This is a genomic window from Gimesia aquarii (assembly GCF_007748175.1).
GTDB classification, from domain to species: domain Bacteria; phylum Planctomycetota; class Planctomycetia; order Planctomycetales; family Planctomycetaceae; genus Gimesia; species Gimesia aquarii_A.
In genome coordinates this window covers 3,171,999-3,197,851 of record NZ_CP037422.1, presented here as the reverse complement: position 1 = coordinate 3,197,851, position 25,853 = coordinate 3,171,999, and the positions used below count along the sequence as shown (strand labels likewise).

The 25,853-nt window shown below is 43.1% G+C and carries 15 protein-coding genes; 2 read left to right on the top strand and 13 right to left on the bottom strand.

Annotated features, from left to right (window positions below):
* Positions 1-14 precede the first annotated feature (14 nt).
* The 4 genes from V202x_RS12240 to V202x_RS12225 form a co-directional block, all read right to left on the bottom strand.
* Positions 15-869 (bottom strand): carbon-nitrogen hydrolase family protein, encoded by an 855-nt coding sequence (locus V202x_RS12240; RefSeq protein WP_145174944.1) that lies wholly within the window; start codon positions 867-869, stop codon positions 15-17.
* A gap of 126 nt (positions 870-995) precedes the next feature.
* Positions 996-1,709, bottom strand: coding sequence for a metal-dependent hydrolase (locus V202x_RS12235; RefSeq protein ID WP_144986213.1), 714 nt, complete (start codon positions 1,707-1,709; stop codon positions 996-998).
* Between the two features lie 135 nt (positions 1,710-1,844).
* Entirely contained in the window at positions 1,845-2,648 is an 804-nt protein-coding gene (locus V202x_RS12230) for an inositol monophosphatase family protein (protein ID WP_145174941.1), read from the bottom strand.
* An 86-nt stretch (positions 2,649-2,734) separates the two neighbouring features.
* Positions 2,735-3,979 carry a lactate racemase domain-containing protein gene (locus V202x_RS12225; protein ID WP_145174938.1) on the bottom strand — a complete coding sequence of 415 codons (1,245 nt, stop codon included), beginning with the start codon at positions 3,977-3,979 and terminating at the stop codon, positions 2,735-2,737.
* A 507-nt stretch (positions 3,980-4,486) separates the two neighbouring features.
* Between V202x_RS12225 and V202x_RS12220 the strand changes: the two genes are divergently transcribed.
* Positions 4,487-7,813, top strand: coding sequence for a DEAD/DEAH box helicase (locus tag V202x_RS12220; RefSeq protein ID WP_145174935.1), 3,327 nt, complete (start codon positions 4,487-4,489; stop codon positions 7,811-7,813).
* 8 nt (positions 7,814-7,821) lie between these two features.
* Here V202x_RS12220 and V202x_RS12215 read toward each other — a convergent pair whose 3' ends face one another.
* From V202x_RS12215 to V202x_RS12185, 7 genes are all read right to left on the bottom strand, one after another.
* On the bottom strand, positions 7,822-11,367 hold the full coding sequence (locus V202x_RS12215) for a hypothetical protein (RefSeq protein ID WP_145174932.1): 3,546 nt from the start codon (positions 11,365-11,367) through the stop codon (positions 7,822-7,824).
* A gap of 156 nt (positions 11,368-11,523) precedes the next feature.
* Positions 11,524-13,803, bottom strand: a complete 2,280-nt coding sequence (locus V202x_RS12210; protein ID WP_145174929.1) for a glutamine amidotransferase — start codon at positions 13,801-13,803, stop codon at positions 11,524-11,526.
* Between the two features lie 49 nt (positions 13,804-13,852).
* Positions 13,853-16,339: a BatA domain-containing protein gene (locus tag V202x_RS12205; RefSeq protein WP_145174926.1), complete on the bottom strand. Its 2,487-nt coding sequence runs from the start codon at positions 16,337-16,339 to the stop codon at positions 13,853-13,855.
* An 89-nt stretch (positions 16,340-16,428) separates the two neighbouring features.
* Entirely contained in the window at positions 16,429-17,289 is an 861-nt protein-coding gene (locus V202x_RS12200) for a hypothetical protein (RefSeq protein ID WP_145174923.1), read from the bottom strand.
* A 282-nt stretch (positions 17,290-17,571) separates the two neighbouring features.
* Positions 17,572-18,852 carry a dihydroorotase gene (locus V202x_RS12195; RefSeq protein ID WP_145174920.1) on the bottom strand — a complete coding sequence of 427 codons (1,281 nt, stop codon included), beginning with the start codon at positions 18,850-18,852 and terminating at the stop codon, positions 17,572-17,574.
* A complete protein-coding gene (locus V202x_RS12190) occupies positions 18,849-19,829 on the bottom strand; it encodes an aspartate carbamoyltransferase catalytic subunit (RefSeq protein WP_145174917.1) in 981 nt (326 codons plus the stop codon). Before V202x_RS12190 ends, V202x_RS12195 begins: the two co-directional genes overlap by 4 nt.
* A 158-nt stretch (positions 19,830-19,987) precedes the next feature.
* The gene (locus tag V202x_RS12185; protein ID WP_145174914.1) at positions 19,988-22,318 is read right to left on the bottom strand and encodes a serine/threonine protein kinase; all 2,331 of its coding nucleotides are present in this window, start codon (positions 22,316-22,318) and stop codon (positions 19,988-19,990) included.
* A 242-nt stretch (positions 22,319-22,560) separates the two neighbouring features.
* Between V202x_RS12185 and V202x_RS12180 the strand changes: the two genes are divergently transcribed.
* On the top strand, positions 22,561-23,370 hold the full coding sequence (locus V202x_RS12180) for a hypothetical protein (protein ID WP_145174911.1): 810 nt from the start codon (positions 22,561-22,563) through the stop codon (positions 23,368-23,370).
* Here V202x_RS12180 and V202x_RS12175 read toward each other — a convergent pair.
* Together V202x_RS12175 and prfB are read right to left on the bottom strand one after the other, a co-directional pair.
* Positions 23,342-24,646, bottom strand: a complete 1,305-nt coding sequence (locus tag V202x_RS12175; RefSeq protein ID WP_145174909.1) for a DUF1080 domain-containing protein — start codon at positions 24,644-24,646, stop codon at positions 23,342-23,344. The two genes, V202x_RS12180 and V202x_RS12175, sit on opposite strands and share 29 nt — an antisense overlap.
* A 52-nt stretch (positions 24,647-24,698) precedes the next feature.
* Positions 24,699-25,809, bottom strand: a protein-coding gene (gene prfB, locus V202x_RS12170; RefSeq protein ID WP_197993356.1) for a peptide chain release factor 2 whose coding sequence is annotated in 2 segments (ribosomal slippage) — positions 24,699-25,739 and positions 25,741-25,809 — 1,110 coding nt in all. Because the reading frame shifts where the segments join, the coding sequence is not laid out codon by codon here.
* Positions 25,810-25,853: the final 44 nt, after the last annotated feature.

The window sequence follows — 25,853 nt, the reverse complement described above, 5'->3', positions numbered from 1 at the left end:
AATTTGAGTGATTTTTAATTACGACCGGGAGGGTGTAAGCCATGCGGTTCGATAATCTTCTCATACATTTCAGGCCGTCTGTCTGCCAGACGGTCAATCACATGCAAATCAGGTACACGATCGACTCTTTTATTACGAGCAATCGCTGGATCAATGGTAGCATACAGGATTTCTTCATCTGTACCGGAAGCGCGAACTAAACTCTCGCCGGAAGGAGCACAAATGCTGCTCTTGCCGATAAATTGAAACCCGCGCTCCAAACCGACCCGATTGATGGCACAATAATAAATTCCATTCTCCATTGCGCGCATATTGATTCCATGTTCTGCCATACATTCAGCTCCGGAAGGCCAGTTTGTCGGAAGTGTGATCAAATCGGCTCCCAAAAGAGACATGACTCTGGACGATTCAGGAAAGGCACTATCGTAGCAGATATTGAGACCAATGATTGCTTGAGGGTGCTTGTAGACATCGAATTCACGATCACCGGGAGTAGCAAATCGATCAACTCCGAGAAATGGAAGATGAATTTTCCGATAATTCCCTAAGACTTCCTCTGGTGTGATGAGAACAGCAGCGTTATAAACCCCCTGTTTTTTTTCTGTCAGTTCAAGCATTCCAATCACGATGGAATGATCTAATTCACGGCAAACCTGTTGTAATTTTTGTGTAGATGGACCAGGTATTGGTTCCGCAAAAGGGATGGCTTCTTCTAAACTGGCGAAACAGTAACCGGTTAATGCGCATTCCGGGAATACGGAAAGGTTGGCACCCTGGGACGCGGTTTCGTTCATTTTTTCAATCACACGATTTAGATTTTGTTCCTTTTCCATCAAAGAAACATCCATTTGAATGCCAGCAATTTTCATAGACACCAATTCCTGAAAGATCCAACAAGCGATTGCAGGGACTAAATATTCAACATGTCAATGCATTGATTATAGAGAGTCGAATTCTGAGTCGCTATTGTCTTCACTCAATTACGAGAAAATTCGTTATCGACGCATGAATTCAAAGGGGGATGCTTGTTGGATAGGCTTTGAGTTTTCTGTAGGTGCGACTTGTTGTGGCGGGATGAGTATACCTGATTCAACTAAGGTAATATAGGTGAGGGTAAATAGAATCGCATAAGCGACAGCATTCCCAAAGAGTCCTTTTCCAAACCATTTTATCGCGGTTCCTGCAGATTTTTTCAGACGGATTTTCGCCCCCTTGCGCTCAACACTATAGACTTCGTCCAGCACAAGATGAGAAAAGAAGCCCAGGCAGACACCCCCGGCCATTAAAAATTTTACTGCATAAGATTCACTAGTGTATGCCAGGAAAACTGCTTCGCCTGCAATAATTAGAGCGGGAAGACTATGAAACATTCCTCGATGAACGGCAAATTTCGCCATTAAGGCAGAAGCACCATATCGTACCGCCGCATAAGTAATCGCTGCTGCCAACAGAGCAGCATCAGGGTCGGCTCCGATTCGAACCATACTGCGCATTGCCACAAATGAGGCAATGGCTGCAGTCAAACCAAAAAGTTCTCTTACAGGTCGTCCTGTTTCAGAATCCAGATCTGGTAGCATCCCGCCAATCCAGGTGAGGACGCCTGCTAATATTCCCTGAGCGGGTGTGAAGCCTAATAGTAGAGAGGCGATTGTTCCATATCCAATGCCTAGCATTCCACTAACACTGATATGTTCCTTGTAACCGGCCATACTTATCTTCCCTGAAGCTGCGGTACAATTCTGGTTTCTGTGAAGCAAGTCTTTATGAAGAGGATGGTAGCAAAGAATGCTAAATCGGATCAATGGAACTTCAATTTCAGGTGTTAATAGACCGAAAATGCTAGCTTATTGCGAAATGATCCGCAAAACTTCGTCTTTTAAAGCAGCATTCACAGCCATTCCATTCCCTGTGTAGATGGAAGGATTGCCATCAAAGTCGATCCAGTGCCCCCCTGCTTCTTCAAGGATCGGAACCAAAGCAGCAGCATCCCATGGGCTTAAAACAGGATCGACCATGACATCAGCTCTCCCAGTTGCGACCAGCATATGACCATAACAGTCTCCCCACCCACGAGCCAAGTAGGAATTTCGGCAAAGATCCTCATATGCTTTTTGTTTACCGATTTTTTCCCAACGGGTCATGGTTGTTGTGCAAAACACAGATTCAGAGAGTTGTGATTTTTCAGAAACTTTTGCCTGTCGTGGTTCTAAGTCTCTAATTTTCCACCACGCCCCAGATCCTTTAATTGCATACACAACTTCATCGAGTGCAGGGAAGCGACACACGCCGAGAACGAGTTTCCCGTTTTCCTCTAAGCCCATGAGCGTTCCAAATAGAGGGACACCCTGAGTAAATGGTTTTGTGCCGTCAATGGGGTCAAGAATCCATTTGAACTCGTTCGTGCCTTCTACTGGAGGGAGTTCTTCTCCCAAAATGCTGTCTTCTGGGAAAGCTCGAATGATTTCTTCTCTTAGTAATTCTTCTGCACCGCGATCAGCGATGGTGACAGGTGAATCATCGCTTTTGCGGTCTACTTTGAGATCGGGAGATTGATAGTATTTGAGAATTAAGCTTCTGGCCTTTTCAGAGGCGGATAAAGCTAATTCGAGTCGTGCTTTTAATTCAAAGCTTTCAGAGTGTGTATTCATGATATTGTTTTCGTATTAATTTTTTAAATATGAGGCTGATCTTTAGTTGGAAACCAATGAACATAAGCTGAAGGTCTAGAAATTCCCTACTCGTTCTCCAGGCGATAAAGGTGCTCCCCTGCTTTTCGAACCAGCAGAATACCTTCTTCTTCACGGTTTGCAAACGATTCCACATCAATACTTTTCGGATCTCGGTAACCAAGGTTAATTTTTTCGCAAAGTTCGGGTGGAATTTGTGATGCCAATGTGACTTGTACTCGAGGGTGTTCTATACCACCCTCAAATGATCCAGTTCCTCTCACGTGAGTGGAATGAGCTAATATCCCCCAGGGAATATCCTTAAACTGGTTCCATTGTTTCGTAAAGTAGTCACGAACATGATAACCAACTTTTTCGATCAATGTTCCATGTGTAATTGAGATTTCTTTCATATGAGGGGCGTAGATAATCAATTCTCCTTGATCTGCTACAACGGGTTCCAACTTGTACATACACTTTCCGGCAACCCATAATTCATCATACATCAGTGGCGCACAGGAAAGAACTTGTTTGAATGGTTGGGGCTTGCGTTTGATATGAATCTGACCAGATAAATCTGCAGCAGATTCCCAGGCAGATTCAGGGGTACCATAAAACAGACCATAAAGGGAGCTATCCGGTGCTACCACAAAAGTAATACAACGCTTATCGTTCGGAATCATTGCAGCAGAGAGGTTTACGACCTGTCGAACGGGAGTCTGCTTGACTCCAATAATTCCCACATTCGTGATCAAGGCTCCCAACCAATGGAAGAAATTCAGCAGATCGGGACCGGAAATGCCCGGGAAGAAATATTTGCTTCCCCCAGAGAATCCGACTACTTCATGAGGGAATACTGGCCCCATAATTTGTAGGATATCATAATCCTTAATACGAGAATTAATGGTGACAGGGACATCCATTTCCAGAAGTCCCTCAGAAATAGCAGACGTTTGTTCTTTTGTGAGCGTTCCGATCTGAGTGAGTTTATCAGGTTGGTCCCACTCATGATTGAAAAGCCCTACATTCTTGTATTTTGATTCACGCTCGCTTTCGGAAATTCCCAATAACTGGCAAATGTCTTCCTCTGGCATCGGAGGGTGTGTACCGAGTGCAACCAAAACGTCGATCTGTTTTGCAACCGGGCTGAGAATTCGATGGAAGGTCGAAAACAAAAGAGGCAACGGCGCGGTTCGGGTCGCATCGGGAACAATAAGCAGAATGCTTTTATATCTATAATCTTCAACAGGAATATGGGACTCGAACCATTGAATCACTTCCTGTTGTGTAAGAGTATTATGGACGTTTTTCATTAAGAAAATTACTTTCAGACAAGTCTATTTAAGATCATTTGTTCTTCATATTCTGGTGGGACAACGAAGAAAACTATTATATAAATATTTTTTGTAAAAAGTGAATCGTGCTCCCCCTCGTTCCAGGAAAGTCGTAATATCACACTGACTGTGGTCAGACCAGTCTCATGGGAATGAACTTGTGAGACTCTTGATGGAAATAGAATGTTCACATCACTTTTTTGATGGAAGTCAAAAATTCATAAGAAAACTCACCAGATAGACTGGTCAAAAGTAGCGTCGATCTAGTAACCTCGTAAGATGCGCTGTAGATTTGATTTGAGAGCTTACGCTCTCATTTCTAAACTGAGCCACTTTGGCTTTTTTGTTGAAGTCGAGAGATCAAAATCATTGTGTTCAGACCGATAAATTCGTTGGTCCAGAATATACTCAGGACTGACTTATGCAAATAAATGGGAGTGTTTCCATTATGCGAGTTGCGTTTTGGGATCAGGCAGGAGGCCGTCCATGACGTTAGCAGAACTGCTGGAAAATCAATTTCGCGCAGATATACGTTTTCGAGGAGCAGCATATATCGAAGCAGAACGAGTTGAGTTAACTCGAATTACTGCCGATCATATATTTGCTGTTGTTCGTGATGGTGTCGAATATCAGACGCAATTATCACGTGACGATGGTAATTTGAAAACGTATTGTACTTGCGACCAGTTTCAAAAGTTTAATGTCTGCAAGCATCTTTGGGCATCGATTCTAGCTGTGGATGATGCGGGATATTTGACAGGTACTGTCAAACCAGGATACATACCTCCTTTCATTATCGAAAATGCTCCACTCTCATTTGATGAGGGAGACGAAGATTTCGATTTCTCCATGCCTGCTGAGTTTGAATTGGGGAGCCCTCGTTCCAGAAAGTCCAAATCAGGCGACAGTCAATCAACAGCAGTTTCTGCTAAGCCCCGGTTGCGCGAATGGGAAACCCGCCTGGTCGATCTCAAAAACGAATTTGCGCTGGCACCTGTACTTTCGAAAACAACTCAACAGGAACGCGAAATCTTTTATGAGATTGATGTGGAAGAAAGTCTGGAGTCAGGGCAACTTGTAGTCCAAACTTCACAGCGACAGCGTCGTGCAAATGGTCAATGGGGCAAGCTAAAGCCACTCAAGCTGAAGGCTGGTCAGTTGCAGGAAGTCGAACATGAAGACGACCGTCGGATTCTTGCTTACCTATCCGGAGGAACTCCCGAAAGGACAAATTGGCGGGCTCAGCAAACAGAAACCCAGATTGCAGCATTTCGATACCGGGTTCCCTATGAATTATGTGAATTGATTTTACCTCTCATGTGTGGAACTGGTCATGTTCGATATCTGGACCGTCAGCCTGATGATGTTGATTCTCTGATCTGGGACGCAGAAAATTCCTGGGAATTTTGCATGGGGGTCGAACGGAACCGAAAAGAGTCAACCTGGAGGCTGCAGGGCCACTTAAAACGTGAAGAGGATATTTTAAAGATTTCTGCAGCAAGATTGATTGTTCCAGGTGGTTTGGTATTAACACACGATCGAATTACTCCGTTGGAAGATTACGATGCGTTTCCATGGATCAAAATGATCCAGTTAAACGAGACAATTGAAGTGGAGGATGGAGAACAGCAGGAACTGGTAGATCGCTTATTAGATATGCCCGTTTTACCTCGGTTGCAGTTACCTGAAGAATTACATCTTGAAGAGATTACCTGTGAACCATTGCCAGAGTTATTAATTCATTCTCCGCAAAAAAAACGTTGGCAACAGGACCGCCTTTATGGCGAAATTCACTTTAATTATCTAGACCATTTGGTTTCAGGAGCCAGTACACAGTGGGCCATCGTTGATAGGGAAGAAAAACGATGCATTCTGCGTAATCGAGAATTGGAATCGAAGGCCTGGACTTTATTGCAAGACAGTGGTTTTCGCAGGCTCTTGGATCGTCGTATTCAAGGACGTGATGTCGAAATTGCGGCGCGGGACTTGGGGAATGCGGTTCGTGAATTAATTAAAGAAGGTTGGGCGGTTCGTGCTGATGGTAAGCAGGTTCATCAACCCTCAGCCATGCAATTCAAAGTACAGTCTGGAATCGACTGGTTTGAATTACATGCCGACATTGATTTTGAAGGTCAGACCGTTCTCTTTCCTGAATTACTTTCTGCATTGGCGCGCGGCGATACTTCTATTCGACTTGATGATGGATCACTTGGAATTCTTCCTGAAGAATGGATTGAGCAATATGGGATTCTGGCTGGACTCGCTGTTACCGATGAAGATCACCTCCGTTTTGCACCTAATCAGGTCGCTTTACTGGATGCCCTTCTGAATGCACAAGAGTTTGTAGAAACAGATGAAGTTTTCGATGAGTTCCGGGAAAAGATTCGCTCATTTTCAGGAATTTCGATCGAAGACGAGCCTGATGGATTTGAAGGTGATTTAAGAAAATATCAACTTGAAGGTTTAGGGTGGTTACAGTTTTTACAGGATTTTCATTTTGGTGGCTGCTTGGCTGATGATATGGGCCTGGGAAAAACGGTTCAATTACTTGCATTGCTGCTCAGACGTAAAGAGACTCGCGAAGAACATTTACCATCTTTGGCTGTTGTACCAAAATCTCTGATGTTCAACTGGCTGCAGGAAGCGGGTAAATTTACACCTTCTCTTAAAGTCATTGAATATTCGGGCGGTGATCGTAGTAAAATCATCGAGCAGTTACCCGATCATGATTTAGTATTAACGACTTATGGTACGATGCGTCGAGATGTAACACTCATCAAGGATATTCAATTTGATTATGCTGTCCTTGATGAAGCTCAAATGATTAAAAACTCAGGATCACAAGTCGCGAAAGCATCGCGCCTGCTGAAAGCAAAACATAGGCTTGCATTAAGTGGTACTCCTGTTGAAAATCATTTAGGTGATCTTTGGTCGATCTTTGAGTTTCTCAATCCGGGAATGTTAGGGCGTAGTTCCGTCTTCAAAACCTACACGAGTGATATCGAGGACAAGAATTCGCGAGTCATGTTGGGGAACGCATTACGCCCCTTCATATTACGGCGGACGAAGGAACAAGTTGCCAACGAACTACCTGAGAAGGTTGAACAAACTCTGTATTGTGATATGGGCGAAGAGCAATCTCGGCTTTATGACGAGTTGAGACAACACTATCGTGACTCAATTTTAGGGATGGTCGAATCAAAGGGGCTTGGCAAAACCAAAATACACGTTCTCGAAGCATTACTGCGTTTGAGGCAAGCGGCTTGCCATCCAGCTCTGCTTGAACGTGGTGAAGCTATGGATGCTTCAGCAAAAATGGATGTTTTAATACCACATCTGGAAGAATTGATTGAAGAGGGACATAAGGCCCTTGTGTTTTCTCAATTTACCAGCATGCTTTCCATTGTACAGGAACATTTAGATCAGAAAGAGATCGTTTATGAGTATTTAGACGGTCAAACCCGTGATCGTAAAGAACGAGTTGAGCGATTCCAGACTGAGAAAGAGTGTGGCATTTTTCTGATTAGTTTGAAGGCGGGTGGTCTCGGATTGAATTTGACTGCCGCGGATTATGTGTTCATTCTAGACCCCTGGTGGAACCCGGCTGTAGAAACACAGGCCATAGACCGTGCACATCGTGTGGGACAAACGAAACGCGTCTTTGCTTATAAGCTGATTTGCCGTAATACGGTTGAAGAAAAAATTACGGAACTGCAGCAGCAGAAACGTGAATTGGCAGATGCGATCCTCGAAGAAAATCAGAGCGTACTTAAGAATCTGTCGAGTGATGATCTCGAACTGCTCTTGTCTTAATACTAACGTTACTTACCAGACGATTGTTTTTCAGACAGCCCTCGTGTAAATGCCTCGTACGCTTCGCGGTATTCCTCAGGCACTGGTAGTCTGCGGGGGCCAAGACTATCGTTGGTTTGCTTTCGAGTACTTGTGCGATTTCGCTGTGCGGCACGCGATGTTGGTTTCAATGATTTTAACATCTCTTCAAATTGGCGTTTTCGAGCGAGAGATTCTGGAGTCTGTTGCTTTGCGTCCGGACTTTGAAGTTGTTTTTGTAAGCGTTCAGAAAAACGCTTCATTTCTTCTTTCGACCAACCTAATTCGTCTAGTAATTCCTGGTTGACTTCTTTCCGCTTTAGTTCATCTTTAATACGTTTTAAGACTAAGTTTGCTGCTTCTTTACCATACTCCAAATTGGCATCTTCAGCCTCAGGGAGGCTGGAATCGTTACCTGCCCCCGTTTTTTCATTGCCATCGCCGGATGCTCGTCCTCCGCTGGTGGCACTGCTGCCTTTAGGGTTATCTGTTTTAGAGCCTGCACTGGAACCTTGCCCTGGTTTTGATCCTGGCTTCGATTGGCCTTTTCCCTGTGATGCCCCTCCCTTGCCTTTCGAGTCTGCGCCTTTCTTACCAGAACCTGATTGATTGTTTTTCTGGGATGAGCCCTTTCCTTGAGAACTTTTTTGATTATTCATTGGCTGTTTAGAACCAGATGAATTTTTTTGAGTTCCTTGTTCTTGATTCCCCTTTTGTCCTGTAGAGTCACCTTTACCTGATTGTTTGCTCCCTTTTTGTCCCTGATCATTTTGAGAGCTATTTCCATTTTCTCCGTCCTGCGGGCGTTTTGATTTTTGTTCCGTGGGTTTGTTCTTACCTTTGGGTGGGGTATTAGCACCATCGACTTGATCTTGTTTTTTCTTATTATCAGTCCCGTTCGATTGTTCTTGCTCCTTGGAAGGAGATGGATTTTGATTTGAATTCTCAGGCTTCCTCATTCCCTTCTGAGGTTTATTTTCAGAAGAGGGAGACGCTTTTCCTGGTGATGTATTTTCTTTGGGAGTCTGCGAATCTCGTTTGTTTTTTGGGGAATCAGGATTATCTTTTTTACCAGGACGAAGAGCGGGCTTCTCTTTAGGGTCACGTTGAATATCGTTGCTGCTTTTTTCCGGTTTGGCATCGGGGTCATGGTTCGGAGTGGCTTTCCCTTTCGTGTTACCATCTGATTTACTTTTCATTGCATTGTCAGAGGGGGGAGCCGGTTCTTTTTTCCCTTTCAGAGGCTGGTCAGATTGCTTTTGATTCGGTTTAGTTTTGGGGTCATTATCAGGCTCGTTACCTTTTGATGAAGGTTGTGCACTAGAGTTCTTATTTTCGGAACCTTTGGCGTCGGGCGTTCCTTTAGAGTGATCAGAAGACTTTGAAGGCGATTGATTTGGTGTTTGAGTTTGTTTTGACGAATTTTGATCCTGTGTATTTGGGTCAGAAGATGAATTCTTTGAATCTGATTTTTCTGTATCAGGTTGTTCTGGTTTTGAATCTGAATCAGGCTGTTTTCCTTCTTTCTTCAATTGTTCCAGAATCTTTTTGATCGCCTCCTGATCGTCTTTACCAGTACTGTCTAATCCTTTTTTATCTTCCGATTTTTGATTGTTTTGTTTTGTTGAAGGCTCATTTGATCTTTGTGGATTTTCAGAATCTGACTGTTGCTTTTCTTTTTTATCTTGGTTGTCCTGGTCAGTTCCTTGTTTGGATTTGTTTCCTTCTTCAGTGCTCTTTTCCGATTTGTTTCCTTCAGATTGCCCTGACTTCATCTTAGAGGAAGAACCTTTGCCAGATTGAGGGTCTCCACCTTTTCCCTTCTCCGTTTGATTTTTTTGGTTCGAACTTTGTTTTTTATTTTCCTGTGCTGTCTCTTGTTTTTGTTCCTGCAGTTGTTTTTGCGCTTCTTCCTTCGAAACAGGTTCCAGAATTTCAACTTTTATTTTCGGTGTATTTTTACGATTGCCTGAAGGTTGTTTATTATCGCGGGCTTCAACCCATAAAAAAACAGTTTCTCCAGGAGTAAGTCGCAAAGGCTTTAATTCAAAGTCATGAGTCAGGTCGACGCTCTTTTGGGCTCCTTCAAATAATGTTTTATCGAGCACACGGATTTGTTCCTTATCTACTCGTAGATTGAGATACCTGATTTTAAAATCGGGATCCTCGGCGATGACTGAGATTGGAATGGTACCATTTGCTGGCATCTTTAAATCTCGTTTTGGAGACAGCAACGAGATTTCAGGGGGTAAATCTGGACGTATTACGAGTGGATACACGGTGGGCGAAAGCGTGGTTTGGCCTGCCTCGTTGCGACATTTAATCTGGTAAAAGTTAGGAAAGCTACCGTCAGCACGTAATTTTAGTTTCCAGGACGCCGTAATTGTATTGTCCTTGATTGTTTTTTCTATTTTGAATTCTTCCAGTAGAGACTTCGAGTTTTCTTCATCTGAGAAAAGAACTTCAAAGGAACTGATTGGCATATTCGTTGTAGCATCAACAGTAACTTTTGTGCCTTCCCAGGCATCAATGGCGCCTCCCGGTTGTTCAACTGAGGAAAGCTCCATGTATTTAGGATATTCATAGCGAACAGAATGAACGGTAGCAGAAGGAGGCTGAATGACTTTTACCTGAAAATCTTCAGAAACGGCATCACCAGCTTCGATGTGATAGGTCAATTCCTGTCTGATACCTCGCCCGTTTACACCAACAATTACTCCTTGATAACGTTTTAAGGTATCATCCATCGAGCGCAATGTAACCGGCTCATCGACACTGCCTTGATCGTTTGATGTGTAGAAGAGCGTCACCTTTTCAGGAACTTCGCCACGTAGATCAACAATTACTTCTAACTGGCTACCAGAGAGGACCTCTGTATTACCTGGCGTTACAGAATTGATTTGAGTTTGAGTGGCAAATTCTCGTTGAGTCGAAAACGACATTGCCGCTGAAAGTGAGGGCCAGATTTCTTTGGGAGAAAACAAGGCGTAGAAGCATAACAATGTTACAACGCCTAACAGAGCATAAGAGAGTCTCATTAAGGGACGACGGTCGATAGCTTGGTCAGTATCAGTTTTGGAAAGTGTCAATGCCGCTTTTTTTTCTAGTGAATTAATAATTGCTGGATTAACGGGGCGTTCTGACTTCTTTAAATCGATCAGATTCAGCAGTGAGCCTTCCATTTTATCAGAAGTCTGTTCCAAAGAATGTGCAGAATAAAGCTGCGTGACTTTTTTGAAATACGGAAGGACAAGTTTCCAAACGGCCCAGCCCAGACAGGCTAGCACGACACCTGCGAGCATTAGTAAGCGGGGTATATATCCAAATCCCCCTTTAACAAACCAATGGTCGAATACAACAAATACCAGCAAATAGCCGAGCAGAATTGTGGAAATTCCGACGGCAGTTGTGAGCAGGTCATTAGCTTTAATATTAGAACTGGTTTTTGAAATCTGATAATCCACATATTCATCGAACTTTGCATAGTGCTCAGTACGATGCTCTGTCGATTGAGATGATTTGGATGCCGTTGACATAAAAAGCCTGCTGATTCGTAGAATCTTCTTTGTGATCTTCCATATCTATTATAGGATGATCGACGCGGGCAATGGAGTTAATGTTCCTGATTTTTTATCCAGATTCATTTTTCCTGATTTTTCAGAGTGTTTTATAGACAAATCACCAGAAATACCTTAAACCAAACCTTTATTTTTTCTTAAAAACCACTCTGCAGTCAGGAGTGCGACAAATAAAGCCAGGAAGAACCAGTTGTCCCAAAGTGATATCCGCCTGTATCTTACCAGATCGCTATTCCAAGATTTCTCTTTATTCATACGGGTTAAGAAACTTGACAGTTCTTCGGGGGGAAGCGAACTCCCTCCAGAAAGCGAAGAGATTGTTTCCAGTAATGAATAATCGGCTGCCGGATTATCCATTTCGAGATCACGTGGATCAACGATGAATCGTGTTGTTGCATCAAATCCAAGTGAGACGCCATTTTTTTCCGCATGCACAGTGACCCAATAGTCGCCTGGCTCTTCAGTGAGAGAAAACGAAGTGACTGTGGAGTCTCCCGTGCTCGTTGATTCTACTTTGCTAAATTTGCCTGAGGGATTCTTCACTTGAACTGTGAAGTTAACATCAGAAATAGGATTCCCTTCGGCATCTCTCGCTCCAAACTGGATGGGGACGTTCGCTCCCGGTGAGAAGTTTCTGGGAGAGACACGTGCCCAAACGGTCTGACCAGAATCATTTTCTTTATGTGCTAACCAAAGAATTATCTGACGCCAGAATCGTTCATGTTCAGTCCGATTACCTGAGAGAAACCATTGAAACGTAGTATCACCGGCAAAGGCCATGATGCGCGTCTGTCCTACTTCATAAGCAAAGAGGAGTGGAACCGCTTCGTTTCCCGCCGATTGTGCCAGGACTTCAACCAGATCATGCTTTTTCCTTAGTCGATTGGCTCCTTTCAATGGAGCCAGTGAATTCCATTTTTGCTGGTTATTGGTTGTGGAACTATCCAATTGCATCACATATCGTCTGAGCCCGAGAGCTGTCGGTACCATTTTTAGGTCCTGAAAATAATGTAGATCTTTTGCAATCGTATTTCCCGTCTGCTTTTCACTGGGACGCATTTCTACAGGAATAAAATTATCTAACGGTGTATTCGCGTAACCACCTGGCCCGAAACTATGGTAACCACCGGTTGTCAGCAGCCCCGCTCCTTTATCGAGTCGGTCAGCAATCTGTTTGAGGACAGCTGCCCCTAGCAGATCGGCTGGAACATCTCCGATGATAAAGACATCGTACTTTGACAAATCTACTAGTTCTGAACGCAATTTTTTTTGATTATCAGAAAAGCCGCTTCCGAGAGGAATATAATCCAGTTGTATTTTGGGGTCGTTTAAGGAGCGAATGAATTTTTGTTCTGGACGTAGAGAGTCAAAATAAACAACTTGTATGCCACCTTTTTGAACGGTAACAATGGTCTCCAGGCGGTTATTGGTTTGTTTGATTTCTCCTTCCAAAGGAACGACTTCAACGGCAATTTTATATTCCCCAGGAATTTCAGGCGTCCAGAAAAGTTCAACTGTACTGAGTTCATTATTCTGGGTGGGATGAATTTGTGTTGCTACACGGGAATTGCTGTAGGCAGGAGCAGGTATCATTTTACCAGCTTCACCATTTTTCTTGCCAGTACGGTCTTCCACTAAAAGGCGCACTGTCAGATCACGATTGGCAGCGCCCAAGCTACGAACTTTCACGCTGATCGGTGTGGTTTTTTTTTCGAACACGACTGGATCGATCACCAAACTTTCCAGAACCAAATCCAATGTTGTATCTTGCAGACTTGATGATCCAAAGCCAATTGTATAAATCGGAATCCCTGAATCACCAAAAAAGCTGGCCCGTGATCTTACATCAATGTCGTATGGAGGGAGTGCCCGCTCTGCTCCATCTGAAAGCAACAGGAGTCCGACAAGATGTTCCTGTTGTAATTGAGCTGCAATAGTTTCCAGTGAATAACCAATGGCGGTTTGTTCTCCGTTAGACTCTTCAGTAAATACTTCAACTGGCATAAGCTCTTTGGAAAAGTTAAATCTCTTAATGCCAATATTGGGTTCCATGTTTTCAAATAGTTTATTTACAGAATTCAGAGTTTTTACTAATTCGTTTCGTCGTGTTGTGCTACCTGGGCCATCGGCAGTCTGCATGCTACGGCTGGCATCTGCCAGGATATAAAGCCAGGACTGTTTTTTTGATTTATCTGTCAACTCGATTGCGGGGCGTAACAACATAAATACAAGCATCGATACAGTGAGTAACCGCATTGCAATCAGCGATCGACGAAGTACGGGAGATAAGTGTTTGACTCGTTTGGGATATGTTTGGAGAACCAGTAAGATCAATGCGATGATGATCAGAATCATCGTCGGCCAGGACCAGATTGGTTCAAATATTGGTTTCATAACGTTCTTGAAATCAATGAAAAAGTGATAAAAAGCATGCTTTTTTATTTCAGGAAGAAGCTTCCGCTGGTTGGTCAATTGCGTAAAAGTAGTTTGCTGTGAAATGTTCCAGACAGAAAACGATTAAAAGTAACGCCGCTAACATAGGAAAAATTTCCACACCCAGTCGTTCGCTACGAATGGTTCGTTTAAGCCCTTCCATATCACGTGAGAGACTATAGCGTCCTTCACCCAAAAATTGGTTAAGTTCTTCAACGGATATCGGTTGAAAATTGCTTTCCCTGGCGGACACATTAACGCTGAACCCTGTTGCTAAACGAGTTTGATTATTGGAGTTGTTAATGAGTTGATAATGACCCATAGCCGTCGTGTCAGGGATTAACACGGACGATTTTCCTTGCTCGACTGTAATCGGAAGTTGCTTTAAATCGGGAGTTCTTAATAGAAATGAAACCGGGGGATTCGCGGATGCAGGCCATTGATAACTGGCCACTTCACCTGCAAGATAGTTTGTGCGATTGGATCTTGTATGTATCAGGTATCGGGTCAATTGATCGGCGAATGCCAGATAAGCCCAGCGTGCAAACAAAAACTGACTCCAGCCTTTTGCGTCAATACCGGTTGTTAATGCGATCACTTTCCCCCTCCCCAGAGACTGTTCAACAATTGCAGGGGAATTTCGGGAATCGGTATAGTGTGCAATCACCTGCCCTCGCTTGGTAGGACTGACACGCCAGAAGCGAGAGATTTCCATGGAAGCAAGTTCACCTGTCCCGCCCAGATCTTGAAAATAAGAAAATAGTGAGTGTTTATTGTTCTCCAGGTCTAAAAATTCAGGTGGGATGAATTTCAAAGATCCGAGTAATTCGATGGGAAGTAATTTCTGAGCTGCTTCCGAATTGAAGGAGACAATCATAGACTCTGGTGAATTTCCGTCACTTCCTAAGATAAAGCAAACGCCCCCTCCTTTTTGAGCATATTTTGTCAACTGTTGCCAGCTTGTTACCGATAAACTCGATACATTGATTAAATAGACAGCTGCAAACTCTTCAAGCGGAATCGATTCGATTTCATTAAGAGAAGCAACTTTGCAGAGGTATCGATTTTTATTCAAAGCAACCAGTTTTTCAGGTGCCAATACATTACTCCATAAACTTGCGGAGTTTTGATCTGGACTGACAATCAAAATATGAGGTGGTGGCTCTGCTACGATCGTGAAATAGCGAACGTCATCTGGCAAATATGGGTCTGACGAGGTGATGCGTACTTCCCCCTGAGTGACTGACTGATCAATATTTGAAAGGCTCATTTCCAATTGCGCTCCCTGATTTAAGCCAGCGTTGTTACCATTGTCCCTATTCTCCGAAGAAGCGATTGTTGAGAGTGGTCGTTGATCGCGTTTGATCAATTGTCCTTTTTCATTTTGAGTGAATAATTCGAGGATCGTATTTTCTGCAGTGATTCCGGAAGAAACGATTTCCGTTTTTAAAGTCACAGAATTTCCGAGCGTAACTGACTCGCGGGAGAGTCGGATTTGTGAAATGCCAATGTTTTGTGGGTTGGTAACACCGACATCAATGATATAAATGCCCAGCCACTTCAGTTTTTCCAGTTGCTGTTTCATTAATTGTGAAGGCTGACTTCTCCATGCAGATCGTGCTAGATCTGTATATAGATAAATTTCTCGTACATATTGACTTGATCCAGACGATTCTGTTTGTGACCCTGTCTGCTCATTTTGGCTACGTTTTAAATCATCTTCCTGACGGTTGATTGCTGTGCGCAAACGATTGTCCAGGAATAATGAATAGGCAGATGTTTTGAGGGCTTTGATTCTGGATTGAACTGCTGATAAGTCTGATTGGTAGGGTGAGATATCTTCGCTGCTGCTGCTTAGCACTGAAACTCTACTTTGCGCTGGCAAATTGCTTAGGTGTTGGCCAGCAATTTCTTTTGCTTGATCCAGGCGAGATTGATTTTCCTGTCGGTAATCCATACTGAGACTGGTATCAAACAGAAATATGGCTGTGACAGGAATGTTCTCTGAAACAGCAGGTAACGGCTCTGATATTTCTGCAAAAATTCGGCGCTGATACGGCCAAAAAACAAATAATAACAACAACAAAAAGGTCGCTAATCCGACTCCACCTCGCAGATAAGTACGCTGAGTATTCAAAGTTTGTTGAGAGACAGAGTGTTGTTGAAAATATCGGATTAGGCCAGTATATGACAGTAGCGCGATAACGATGATGGTTATCAGCATCACCAATTCGTATGTTGAAAAACTATAGTTGGCAGGTGGAAGTGAAGGTCTAGACAGTGCAATCACAATTGCGATAATGATCAGTATTCTTAGTAACAATAACCACAAATGCCGTAATTTCAGTCTACGCGAGTTTTGGATTTTACGGCGTTGGAGTAAGGCTAAAGCAGGAAAAATGATTTTCTTAGGTTTAGAGCGAAGCAGGAAATGCAAAATGATCGGGATGATTGCGAGAGCGATTCCAAATAATAAACCAGGGTGTATTAATGACATCTATCCAGTTAGTTCAATCTTCAGATCAAAAATATACTTAATTCAGTTTACAGTATTCAGGTTACAGTGAGCGAAATTCGTGACTCAGGTTAAAAACTAGACCGTCCTGATGATGAATTCTGTCCACCCCTTGAGTTTTGAGGTGATGTGATATCGACGGTTTCCAGGCTGTAGTCCATATGCTCATTCAATTTTGATCCACGCGATATATTTTTAGGTATCACAAGCAGGATCACAACTTGGTTTTTTTCTGATTCGTCCAGATAAATTCGAAATTGGTAATCAACGCCCTCAATTTGTGTTTCTGGTTCGAATTTACCCACTAAAAAAGATTTGGCTTTGGTATAACCCTTTCCTTGCGGAAATCGTTCAGAGGTAAATTCTTCAAGATTTAAGAATTGGTTATCAGGATTTAAGAATTGGTTAAATGTACCTGCGATTGCACCTAGAACTTTATTATGAAAGTCGGATGCTTCATCCATGTTCTTTTCTTTTATCAGGTAATTGTTACTGAGAACATAAAGATAGGCGGGACGGTCAACAATTTCATTATCCAAATCAACAGGAACTTCGCCACGCCACGCACCTTCCAGCCCAGGTAATTCGAGATCAATATAATCAGGTTGTCTGGTGTCGATTGTTTCTACTGTTTCTGGTGAGGTTTCTTCAGGAGGAGCCTCTTCAGAAGTTGTCACAGGAGCTTTTTTAGGTGCTTCAAGTTGCGTGAACTCAATTGGTATTCTCATTTTGATCGTTGGTGCAGACCAGATTCCAGATAACGCCTGATTCCGTACGTCAACATATTCAAAATACTTAACTGTTTCCTTCAGTCTTTGCTCATATGTCTCAGATCCACAACCATTTAATAAGAAGATTGTGATCAATAACAAAATGACTGGGGCGCTGCTATTTTTGAGATGAATTTCAGAATTCAATGATCTGGTTGGCATAATTAATTCTTTTGTCCCGTCATAAAAGAGGCATGGGATCTTTTATTATCTGATTTTCTGGTTCAGGCTCAATCACTTCAAATAAATAGATAAGTTTGCGTAAAGAATCTCTCACTATTGTATCTCTCATACGACACAAAAGAGGAATCTTTTAATAAATAATTTAATGCAGACTTATTTAGAGTAAAGCAAATAGCCAGAATACTTTAGATTTAATCTGCTTATATTGTCGGTGATACAGTGAGGAACGTCAACTTCGATCATTTTGTGTAACGAAGATTATTATTTTTCAGCTCTGTAGCGGACTTCACCGGAAACTAGGACTATTTCTGCCCTGCCTTGCAGTTCTTTCCCCAGAAATGGGGTATTCTGACTGGAGGATTTGAGGCTGACAGGGTCTAACTGATATTTGATATCAGGGTTAATCAGTGTGATATCTGCATCAGCGCCCTCTGCCAGCGTACCCTTTGAGAGTCCCAAGATTTTAGCTGGACCGCAAGTCAATTTCCTAATCAATTCAGACCATGTTAAATGTCCTGGGGTAATGAGACTCTGCAAACAAACAGGAAGCAAGGTTTCCAGGCCGATGATTCCAAAATCTGCTCCTATAATTTCATCAGTCTTTTTCTCTGAAGCATGCGGTGTGTGGTCCGAACAGATAGCATCGATGGTACCATCTTTTAATCCTTCAATCAGAGCATCGATGTGTTCCTGCGAACGTAGTGGAGGCAGAACCTTATAATGGGGGTCATATGTCTCCAACATCTGATCTGTTAACGTTAAATGATGAGGAGTCACATCTGCGGTGACATGAATATCTTTTTGTTTGGCTCGTCGAATTTGTGACACACTATTTTGTGTAGAAATACACATCAGATGAATGCGCCCACGAGTCAATTCAGCGAGTGCAATATCGCGATTCACCATAATTTCTTCTGCAGCCGCTGGAATTCCTTTTAATCCCAGTACAGTTGAATGGAACCCTTCGTGCATTTGTCCTTTCTCGGCCAGTTCAGGGACCTGAGCACGATTCAGTATCGGGCGATCAAACATGCGTGTATATTGTAAAGCACATCGCATGATCTCTGCATTTTCAATCGGTTGATCTGCATCTGTGAATCCAACTGCTTTGCCGGCTACAAGTTGTCCGATTTCGGCGAGTTCTTTCCCCTCGTGATTTTTGGTGACAGCACCCAGAGGGAAGACATGGCAATTGGCAGCGCGGGCAGCTTGAAGGAGAATGAATTCGGCAGAAGAACGATCATCCACAACAGGAGAGGTATTGGGCATACAACCCAGCGAAGTGACGCCGCCAGCCAAAGCGGCTGCAGTACCACTTTCGATTGTTTCGTCTTCTTCAAAACCAGGTTCACATAATGAAACATGGATATCAATGAAACCCGGACTGACAATAAGACCAGAAGCATCGATGACTTCATCGGCAGTCGTTGTTTCATCACAAAGACCTTTGATTTTGCTATCTTCAATCAGCAAATTTGCCTGTTGATCAAGGTTTTGCGATGGATCGACAATGTGGCCATTTTTGATGAGGATTGATTTCATCCCGGTATCCCCAAGGAAGCAGTACGCTGTAGATGAAGAAGATAAAGACAGGCCATGCGGATGATTAAACCATTACTGACTTGTCCCAGAATAACTGAATGAGGGCCATCAGCTACATCAGGAGTGATTTCAACACCTCGGTTGATGGGGCCAGGTGCCAGGATGAGAACATCCTCTTTGGCTTTGTTGATTCTTTGTTTATTCATGCCGAATAGATGTGCGTACTCACGTATGGATGGGAAAAAATGTCCTCGCTGTCGCTCAAACTGGATCCTCAGTAAATTCAGGCAGTCAGTTCTGCTGATGACATCATCAAGATTATTTGAAACTTCAACACCCAGGTTAGAAATTTCACTGGGAATGAGAGTGGTTGGCCCACAGACAATGACATGCGCGCCTAGTTTCTTAAGCCCCCAAATATTGGAACGTGCGACTCTGCTGTGAAGAATATCGCCGACCAGAGTCACTGTAAGTCCTTCAATTTTGCCGAAGTGCTCCCGAATCGTGAAAATATCAAGTAATGCTTGAGTCGGATGTTCGTGAGTACCATCTCCCGCATTTAGAATATTTGCGTCGAGGTGTTGAGCCAGCAGTTGCGGGGCGCCGGGGGTTTTATGTCTGACGACAACATAAGAGACTCCCATTGCTTCGATCGTTTTGGCAGTGTCGACGAAGCTTTCCCCTTTAGAAAGACTGCTTCCTGAGGAGGAAAAGTCGACAGTATCTGCACTTAGTCGTTTTGCTGCGAGCCCAAAACTGACCCGAGTCCTTGTTGAAGGCTCGAAGAATAAGTTAGCGACAACGGTACCTGACAAGGGAGTGAGTTTGGTTTCACCAATCGCGGCTAAACGTTTAAATTCCGATGCTTGATTAAGGATGATATTGAGTTCGTCTTTAGAAAGGTCCTGCAATCCTAAAATATGCTTACGGGTCCAGCCGTTTGAAATGTCTGTTCGGTACTCATGATCAATATTCATAGTCATATCAGGTTTGAGTGTGTGCGTTTTCAAATCGGGTCGTAGACAAATAAAATTGACGCACTCCGATCGTGTCGTTTACTCAGGGTTGGAACAAATATTACCAATCCCCCCTGCTCCCTTCAAGGAGTTGGCTTAGAGATATTTCATACAGACTCTTAGTTTTTAAGAGTTTGTATGCGAGAAATGAAATCAGGAAACTGTTCTGCTTGAATCCCTGGAGGCAATGCGGATTTCCGTGGGACCTGTGCTTCAGTAATCATCGAGTCTTCAGGGTTAAGGCTGAGAGGGGCAGCATATTCAAATTTTCCTGTAGAGAGCCCTTCAATTCGCATTGTCGAAGCGTCAAACTCCTCTAAAGCCAGATCTTTTGCTTGTTGCCAGGCCGCAATGCGGATTTCTGAGGAAGCAATGGAGCCTTCCCCAATAAAGCCGATTGAAGAAAGCCAATTTTCAGGTGGCTTAAATCCGGCGACTTGAAATAACGCAGACTGGGCCAAATCAAAGACGCAATCTTTAGCTTCGATCTGGATTGCTCCCGGAATGATCTGGGCATCATTCCAATTAAAGAGCATGAGCGGCCCGGCCTCTCTCAGGGTAAGCTGTCGTAAGTTTAAATTGATCTGATGATCAATTTCTGGTGGGTGTTCCAAGAAAAAGGTTGATCTCGAAGTGATATTCAGACAGTTTATCAGAGAAAGGCTTTGTGGTGTCTGTGTCAAATGAATGGCATGCCCCGAAACAGCAAACATAGAATTATAAATTTCCAACTGACTTCTATTTTGTTTTTGAGGATCAATGAGCTTCCAATAAAGGGCGTCACGTTCAATCTTGCGACCTTCTACCTGTTCATCATCCAATTGAGCAAAAAAGCAAGATTTCAAAATCAAGCTTTGAGTTGTGACGTTTAAAAGTGAAGGATGCAGGGTATTTTTTGTTGCTTGTGTTTTTGATGAGGAATTTTCTGATAGATTAATGAGGATTACATTTTCCAGCGTCAATTGTTCTGCAACAATAGTCAGTCCATCTTCATTGATATTTATGATAGCAGGTTTCTTTGCGGGACCCCTGATTACGAGAGATCCAACAGTTGTAATTTTTGTCGGTTCATAGGGAGTGGAAGAATCGAGTAAAATGATTCCCTGTTCGTTAGGAGGAGGGATCAATCGGGGTTGGGAAGTTGCAGATGTTGCTCGTTGATTTTCATCCTTCGTAGACGTTGCTTTTTGAGGCTTAATCACACTTTGTTTATTGAGCGAAACTTGTGAGGTGATTTTTAGGAATTGATTACGCGCCCCTTCATTCAAAAGTGTTAATGACAGTCCTGAGAGCACGAAAATTAAAGCAGCGACGATTGATAACTGAGCTGTTTTCTTTGGTTTAGAACGCTCTGATGATTGAATTACCTGAGAATCAAATGAAGAGTAAAAGTTCGTTAGTATTTTATGCGACATCTTCGATTGAGTAGGCCAGATATTTTGGGCTTCTTGCATATTCGAAGGGCGTTGTTCTGGATTGGAAGCAGTCAATTTCAGTAAAGCTTCTGCAAGTGTATCTGGTGTCTCAGGAGCCCAAGTGCGAATATCTGGTATTGTTTTCGTTTGATGGCAGGCAAGTTTTGCTAATGGATCTCCGGTAGTAAATGGAGGGCGGCTGGCCAATAGTTCCCAGAGCAAACATCCAAGTGCGTAAATATCACTTTGACAATTCGGGAAATTGCCTGTACCAATTAATTCAGGGGCGATACCATCGTAACAACGAGGGGGTAATGAGGCATGGATGGTGAGTTCAGGAGAAAGAATTGATTCAATACCTGTATCCACTAAAGTGGCAATTCCATTTGAACTCAATCGCACATTCCAAGGGCGAATATCACTGTGAACAATTTTTCGTTTTTCTAATGATACTAAAGCATCAAGTAGCTGGGCTCCAATCGCGAGCACGACAGGTACAGGAAACCGCCCTCTTCGAATGAGTAGTTCAGATACAGTTGCGGATAGGACATATCGGCTCACAATGACAATTTTGTCTTGGAGCTGTTTTATGATGCGAGGATATACCAGAGAAGGATGATCTAAGCCTTTCAAGCTTTGTAATAATTTCTGAGCATTTTGTTGGAGGAGATCAAGATTATCTGACTGTGGTCTGGTGATTTTTAAGACGCAGCGCTCTGTACTCTCTGGAACATTAGCAATATAAGTATTGGATTTGTGGCTATGACCTAATTCAGAGATGAGCAGATAAGGCCCAATTGCCAGTTGTTCCGGATTCCCTGACTCTAAAGTGCGTGCCTGGAAAGGAGTGATTTTCTGTGCCTGGACAAGTGCATCAATCCAGACGGAATCAAAAGCAGGAATACCCCTTGCTAGTTTTTTAACTCTACGTCGACAACGCTTCAAATCAGCGGGTGTGCAGAGCTTTAACTTTGTTAATCGCTGAATTAATTCTTTGGAAGGAGGTTCCAACAATGTGAATGAGTCCTTTTTCACATAAAAATTCTAAAGAGGCAGTGACAGGCAATTCATTATTTTCTGTCGTCGATTTGATTACACGCTAATAAGGTGAAATCGGGCCTATTTATGACAAAAAATAGTAAATTTCGCAAGAGCGATCTATCTGTGGCTAGCAACGTGAAAATAACAGAGAGATCTTTTCTAAAACTGGTAATCTGGGGTATAAGGTAAGCTGTAATTATCCTCTCTCTAGTGAATTAAACAAGAAGTTTTGACTCATGAATTATTCTGAACAGGAGAGTGTGCTGATCGTTGGTGACTATCAGACTCTCGAAATGAGGGCTGTTTTAGATTCTCTTAATGAAATTTGTTCTGAAGCAGGGCTTTTTCATAGTAAGAAGATAAACACCATCTCAGAAGAATTAGAAGCTCCTGCATTAATCATTATCTGTCAAAACTGGCCAGATGAATTCGATTCGGATGAATTGGGAGGGCTCATCAGCCGTTTTCCAATCAGTCGTTTTATTTGTTGTTATGGAGTCTGGTGTGAATCAGATGGAAGAACGAGAACAGAATGGCCTCTCAGTGTTCGTGTTCCCGCTCGCAGCGCTCACGTACGGATTCGGCAAGAGTGGGATATTGTCCATGGAAAGGCAATCGCATTACCTCTAACAGCAGGACGTGATGAAGTTTTTCAATCGGAGACTTTTTTTGAACAGTTCAGATTAGATATCGATGAAGTTTCTCCCTTGATCCAATTGAATTCGGGGGACTGTCACTATAAAGCGATGTTGGAAGAGCTGATTCTTTCCTGGAAAGGCCAGATTGCAAAGCAAGATCAGAATCAAGATGTGGATCTATTGATTGTTGATTTAGATCCATGGGAATTAGTCGTGGGGAAACTATCTTCGCAGGATTCTTTGCCTGTAATGATAGGCGTAATGGGTCTAGCCCATCCCGAAATCGTTAAGGCTGCCAAACAACTCGGGATTGAAGTGGTTGTATGTAAAGTAGGACCCGAGCAGGCACTGTTTCAGGCAATCACGCGCGTATTGAAGATTAAGGCGACTCCGCAGGCAGTGAACTGACTTTAAGATTTTTAAAGTTTAAGTCTGTGGTAGGATCATGTCCTTGCAGACTGATATGTCCCGCTTTTAAGCGAAGTCCCTTTCGGGGATTTTCGTCTGGTTTTCTCGTATCTTCCCAATCCGTTACCTGATATCCATCTACCCATACCGCGAAATGAGATCCATAAGCGGCAAGAGTTGTCGTAAACCATTCATGGTCATTTGAGACAACGCGCCGGGCCTCTGTTCTTCTAAAAATTGCTCCCGTCCCCGCATTTTCTGGTTTGGTTCGATCTTTATCTTTAATTCCATTATGAATCTGAACCTCGTATCCATTCGCCATGCCACTTTCAGAGCCTTTGATTGCTCGAAAAAAGTAGCCACTGTTTAACGATGTTCCATTTGACTTGGCGGTTGCCTGAAAGAGAAAGTTATCCCAGGTTTCCTCGGTTTCTAAATAGCCCTGTTTCTCGGCAGTAACGTGAATCGTGCTATCGACGACTTCAAACTTACTTTTCGATCCCGGAACAACACGCCAGCCTGCGAGATCGACACCATTAAAGATTGTTGACATTCGAAGTGGCTTTAAATAGATTTTTCGAAACTCAATGGGGCCTTCATTTTTTTGTAGACCGATGAAACCGATCTTACGCTGCTGCTCTGAAGTATCTTTAAAATTAAGAATTTCTTTTCCATTGAGTGAAGCCTGAATCTTTGAGCCTTCCAAACGTACGATAAATGATTGCCATTCTATACTGGGAGGAACTGGCTCTTTGATCTTGCTACGTCCAACTATACTGCCTGTAGGATATTCTGTTAATTGATCACAGAGATTGAGTTCATAACAATCTTTGCCGGGATCTTTAGGATCAAAGATTGTTCTGAGAAAGACACCGCTATTCGTTTTGGGGGTCAGTCGAAATTCGAACTTCAATTCATAGTCGGCGAAAGGCGTGGTTGTCAGCAATAATCCGGGTTTGCCCATATCTGCCTTGATGATCCCTTCTTCAACTTGCCAGTTAACATCGTTATTAGCTTTCCATCCGAACAAACTATGTCCATCGAATAGTGCAATCCAGCCCGCTTCAATTGCTTCAGCTGTGAGTCCTGTTTCAGGGACCACATCACTGGCAGGTTCAGTCGTTTTTTCTGATTTCTGAGATATAGGAACTTCACCAGCCTGTGGTTCTGCATTTGATTTTGCAGCAGGAGAAGGTGATTCTAATTTTAGGCAACCTGCCAACATAAATGGAACTAAGGCAATGAAAACTACGAATTTGATCGTATGCCGTGGCATGATGTGCTCCCAGTATTTGACAATGAAAATGGGGATATTTCTGATTTTGATTTTAGTCCCCTGACATTCCCCACCGAAGGAATGATTCCAGAAATCCGTCCAGATCACCATCTAGAATGGGGCCGGGGTTACCGGCTTTATATCCGGTACGAGCATCCTTTACATATTGTTCTGGGTGTAAAACATAATTGCGAACGGTTTGGCCTCCAAATCCGATTTTAGATTTTCCTCCCCGTTTGGCAGCTAGTTCAGCATCCCGCTTTTCTTCTTCAATTTTGAATAATTTCGCCTTTAACATTTTACGTGCTTCAGCTCGATTTTTATGTTGGCTCCGATTGTTCTGGCATTGTACAACAACGCCAGTTGCGAGATGAGTTAAGCGGATGGCGGAATCTGTTTTATTAATATGTTGCCCCCCTGCTCCACTGGCACGATAAGTATCTTCACGAACATCTTGATCCCAGTTGATTTCAATTTCTGCGATTTCACCCATATCAGGAGAGACATCAACGGCCGCAAATGAAGTATGACGCCTTCCTGCTGAATCAAAAGGACTGATCCGAATTAAACGATGGTTTCCTGTCTCACCTTTCAGATAGCCATATGCATAATCACCTTCGATACGGATTGTTGCGCTGCGGATGCCTGCTTCTTCCGCATCAGATCGATCAAGTAGCTCTACTTTGAAACCCCGTCGTTCACACCATCGTAAATACATCCGTAATAACATCTCTGCCCAGTCTGAAGAATCGGTTCCCCCTTCTCCTGCCTGGATACTGAGATAAGTGGCAGAACCATCTTCCGGTGCTGACATCATTGCTTGAAGTTCAAGTTGATCTAGTAAATCTGAAAGTCTGTCTCCAGTCGCAGAGAGTTCAGGGATACTCTCTGCGCTGCCTTCTTCCTCAATAAATTCCAGTAGGACTTCAAGATCATCAGCGCCAGTAACCAGTTCTGTCAATGGTTTGACAATCAGTTGAAGTTGTTGCATTTCGTTTACTAACGCCTGGGCTTTCTCCTGATTATCCCAAAAACCGGCTGCCCCCATGAGTTCGTTAATCTCGGATGCGCGTTTCTTTTTTGCTTCATAGTCAAAGAGAGTCTCGTAGTTTTACAATGCGATCAATAATTCCATTACATTTATCTTTAAGTTCATGGTCCATTACTAAGTACTTTCGGAATATTTTATATTGATTTGGTCTAAGAG

Coding starts and splice junctions, on each gene's coding strand:
- V202x_RS12240 (WP_145174944.1), bottom strand. CDS start 869: ATGAAAATTGCTGGCATTCAAATGGATGTTTCTTTGATGGAAAAGGAA.
- V202x_RS12235 (WP_144986213.1), bottom strand. CDS start 1,709: ATGGCCGGTTACAAGGAACATATCAGTGTTAGTGGAATGCTAGGCATT.
- V202x_RS12230 (WP_145174941.1), bottom strand. CDS start 2,648: ATGAATACACACTCTGAAAGCTTTGAATTAAAAGCACGACTCGAATTA.
- V202x_RS12225 (WP_145174938.1), bottom strand. CDS start 3,979: ATGAAAAACGTCCATAATACTCTTACACAACAGGAAGTGATTCAATGG.
- V202x_RS12220 (WP_145174935.1), top strand. CDS start 4,487: ATGACGTTAGCAGAACTGCTGGAAAATCAATTTCGCGCAGATATACGT.
- V202x_RS12215 (WP_145174932.1), bottom strand. CDS start 11,367: ATGTCAACGGCATCCAAATCATCTCAATCGACAGAGCATCGTACTGAG.
- V202x_RS12210 (WP_145174929.1), bottom strand. CDS start 13,803: ATGAAACCAATATTTGAACCAATCTGGTCCTGGCCGACGATGATTCTG.
- V202x_RS12205 (WP_145174926.1), bottom strand. CDS start 16,339: ATGTCATTAATACACCCTGGTTTATTATTTGGAATCGCTCTCGCAATC.
- V202x_RS12200 (WP_145174923.1), bottom strand. CDS start 17,289: ATGCCAACCAGATCATTGAATTCTGAAATTCATCTCAAAAATAGCAGC.
- V202x_RS12195 (WP_145174920.1), bottom strand. CDS start 18,852: ATGAAATCAATCCTCATCAAAAATGGCCACATTGTCGATCCATCGCAA.
- V202x_RS12190 (WP_145174917.1), bottom strand. CDS start 19,829: ATGAATATTGATCATGAGTACCGAACAGACATTTCAAACGGCTGGACC.
- V202x_RS12180 (WP_145174911.1), top strand. CDS start 22,561: ATGAATTATTCTGAACAGGAGAGTGTGCTGATCGTTGGTGACTATCAG.
- V202x_RS12175 (WP_145174909.1), bottom strand. CDS start 24,646: ATGCCACGGCATACGATCAAATTCGTAGTTTTCATTGCCTTAGTTCCA.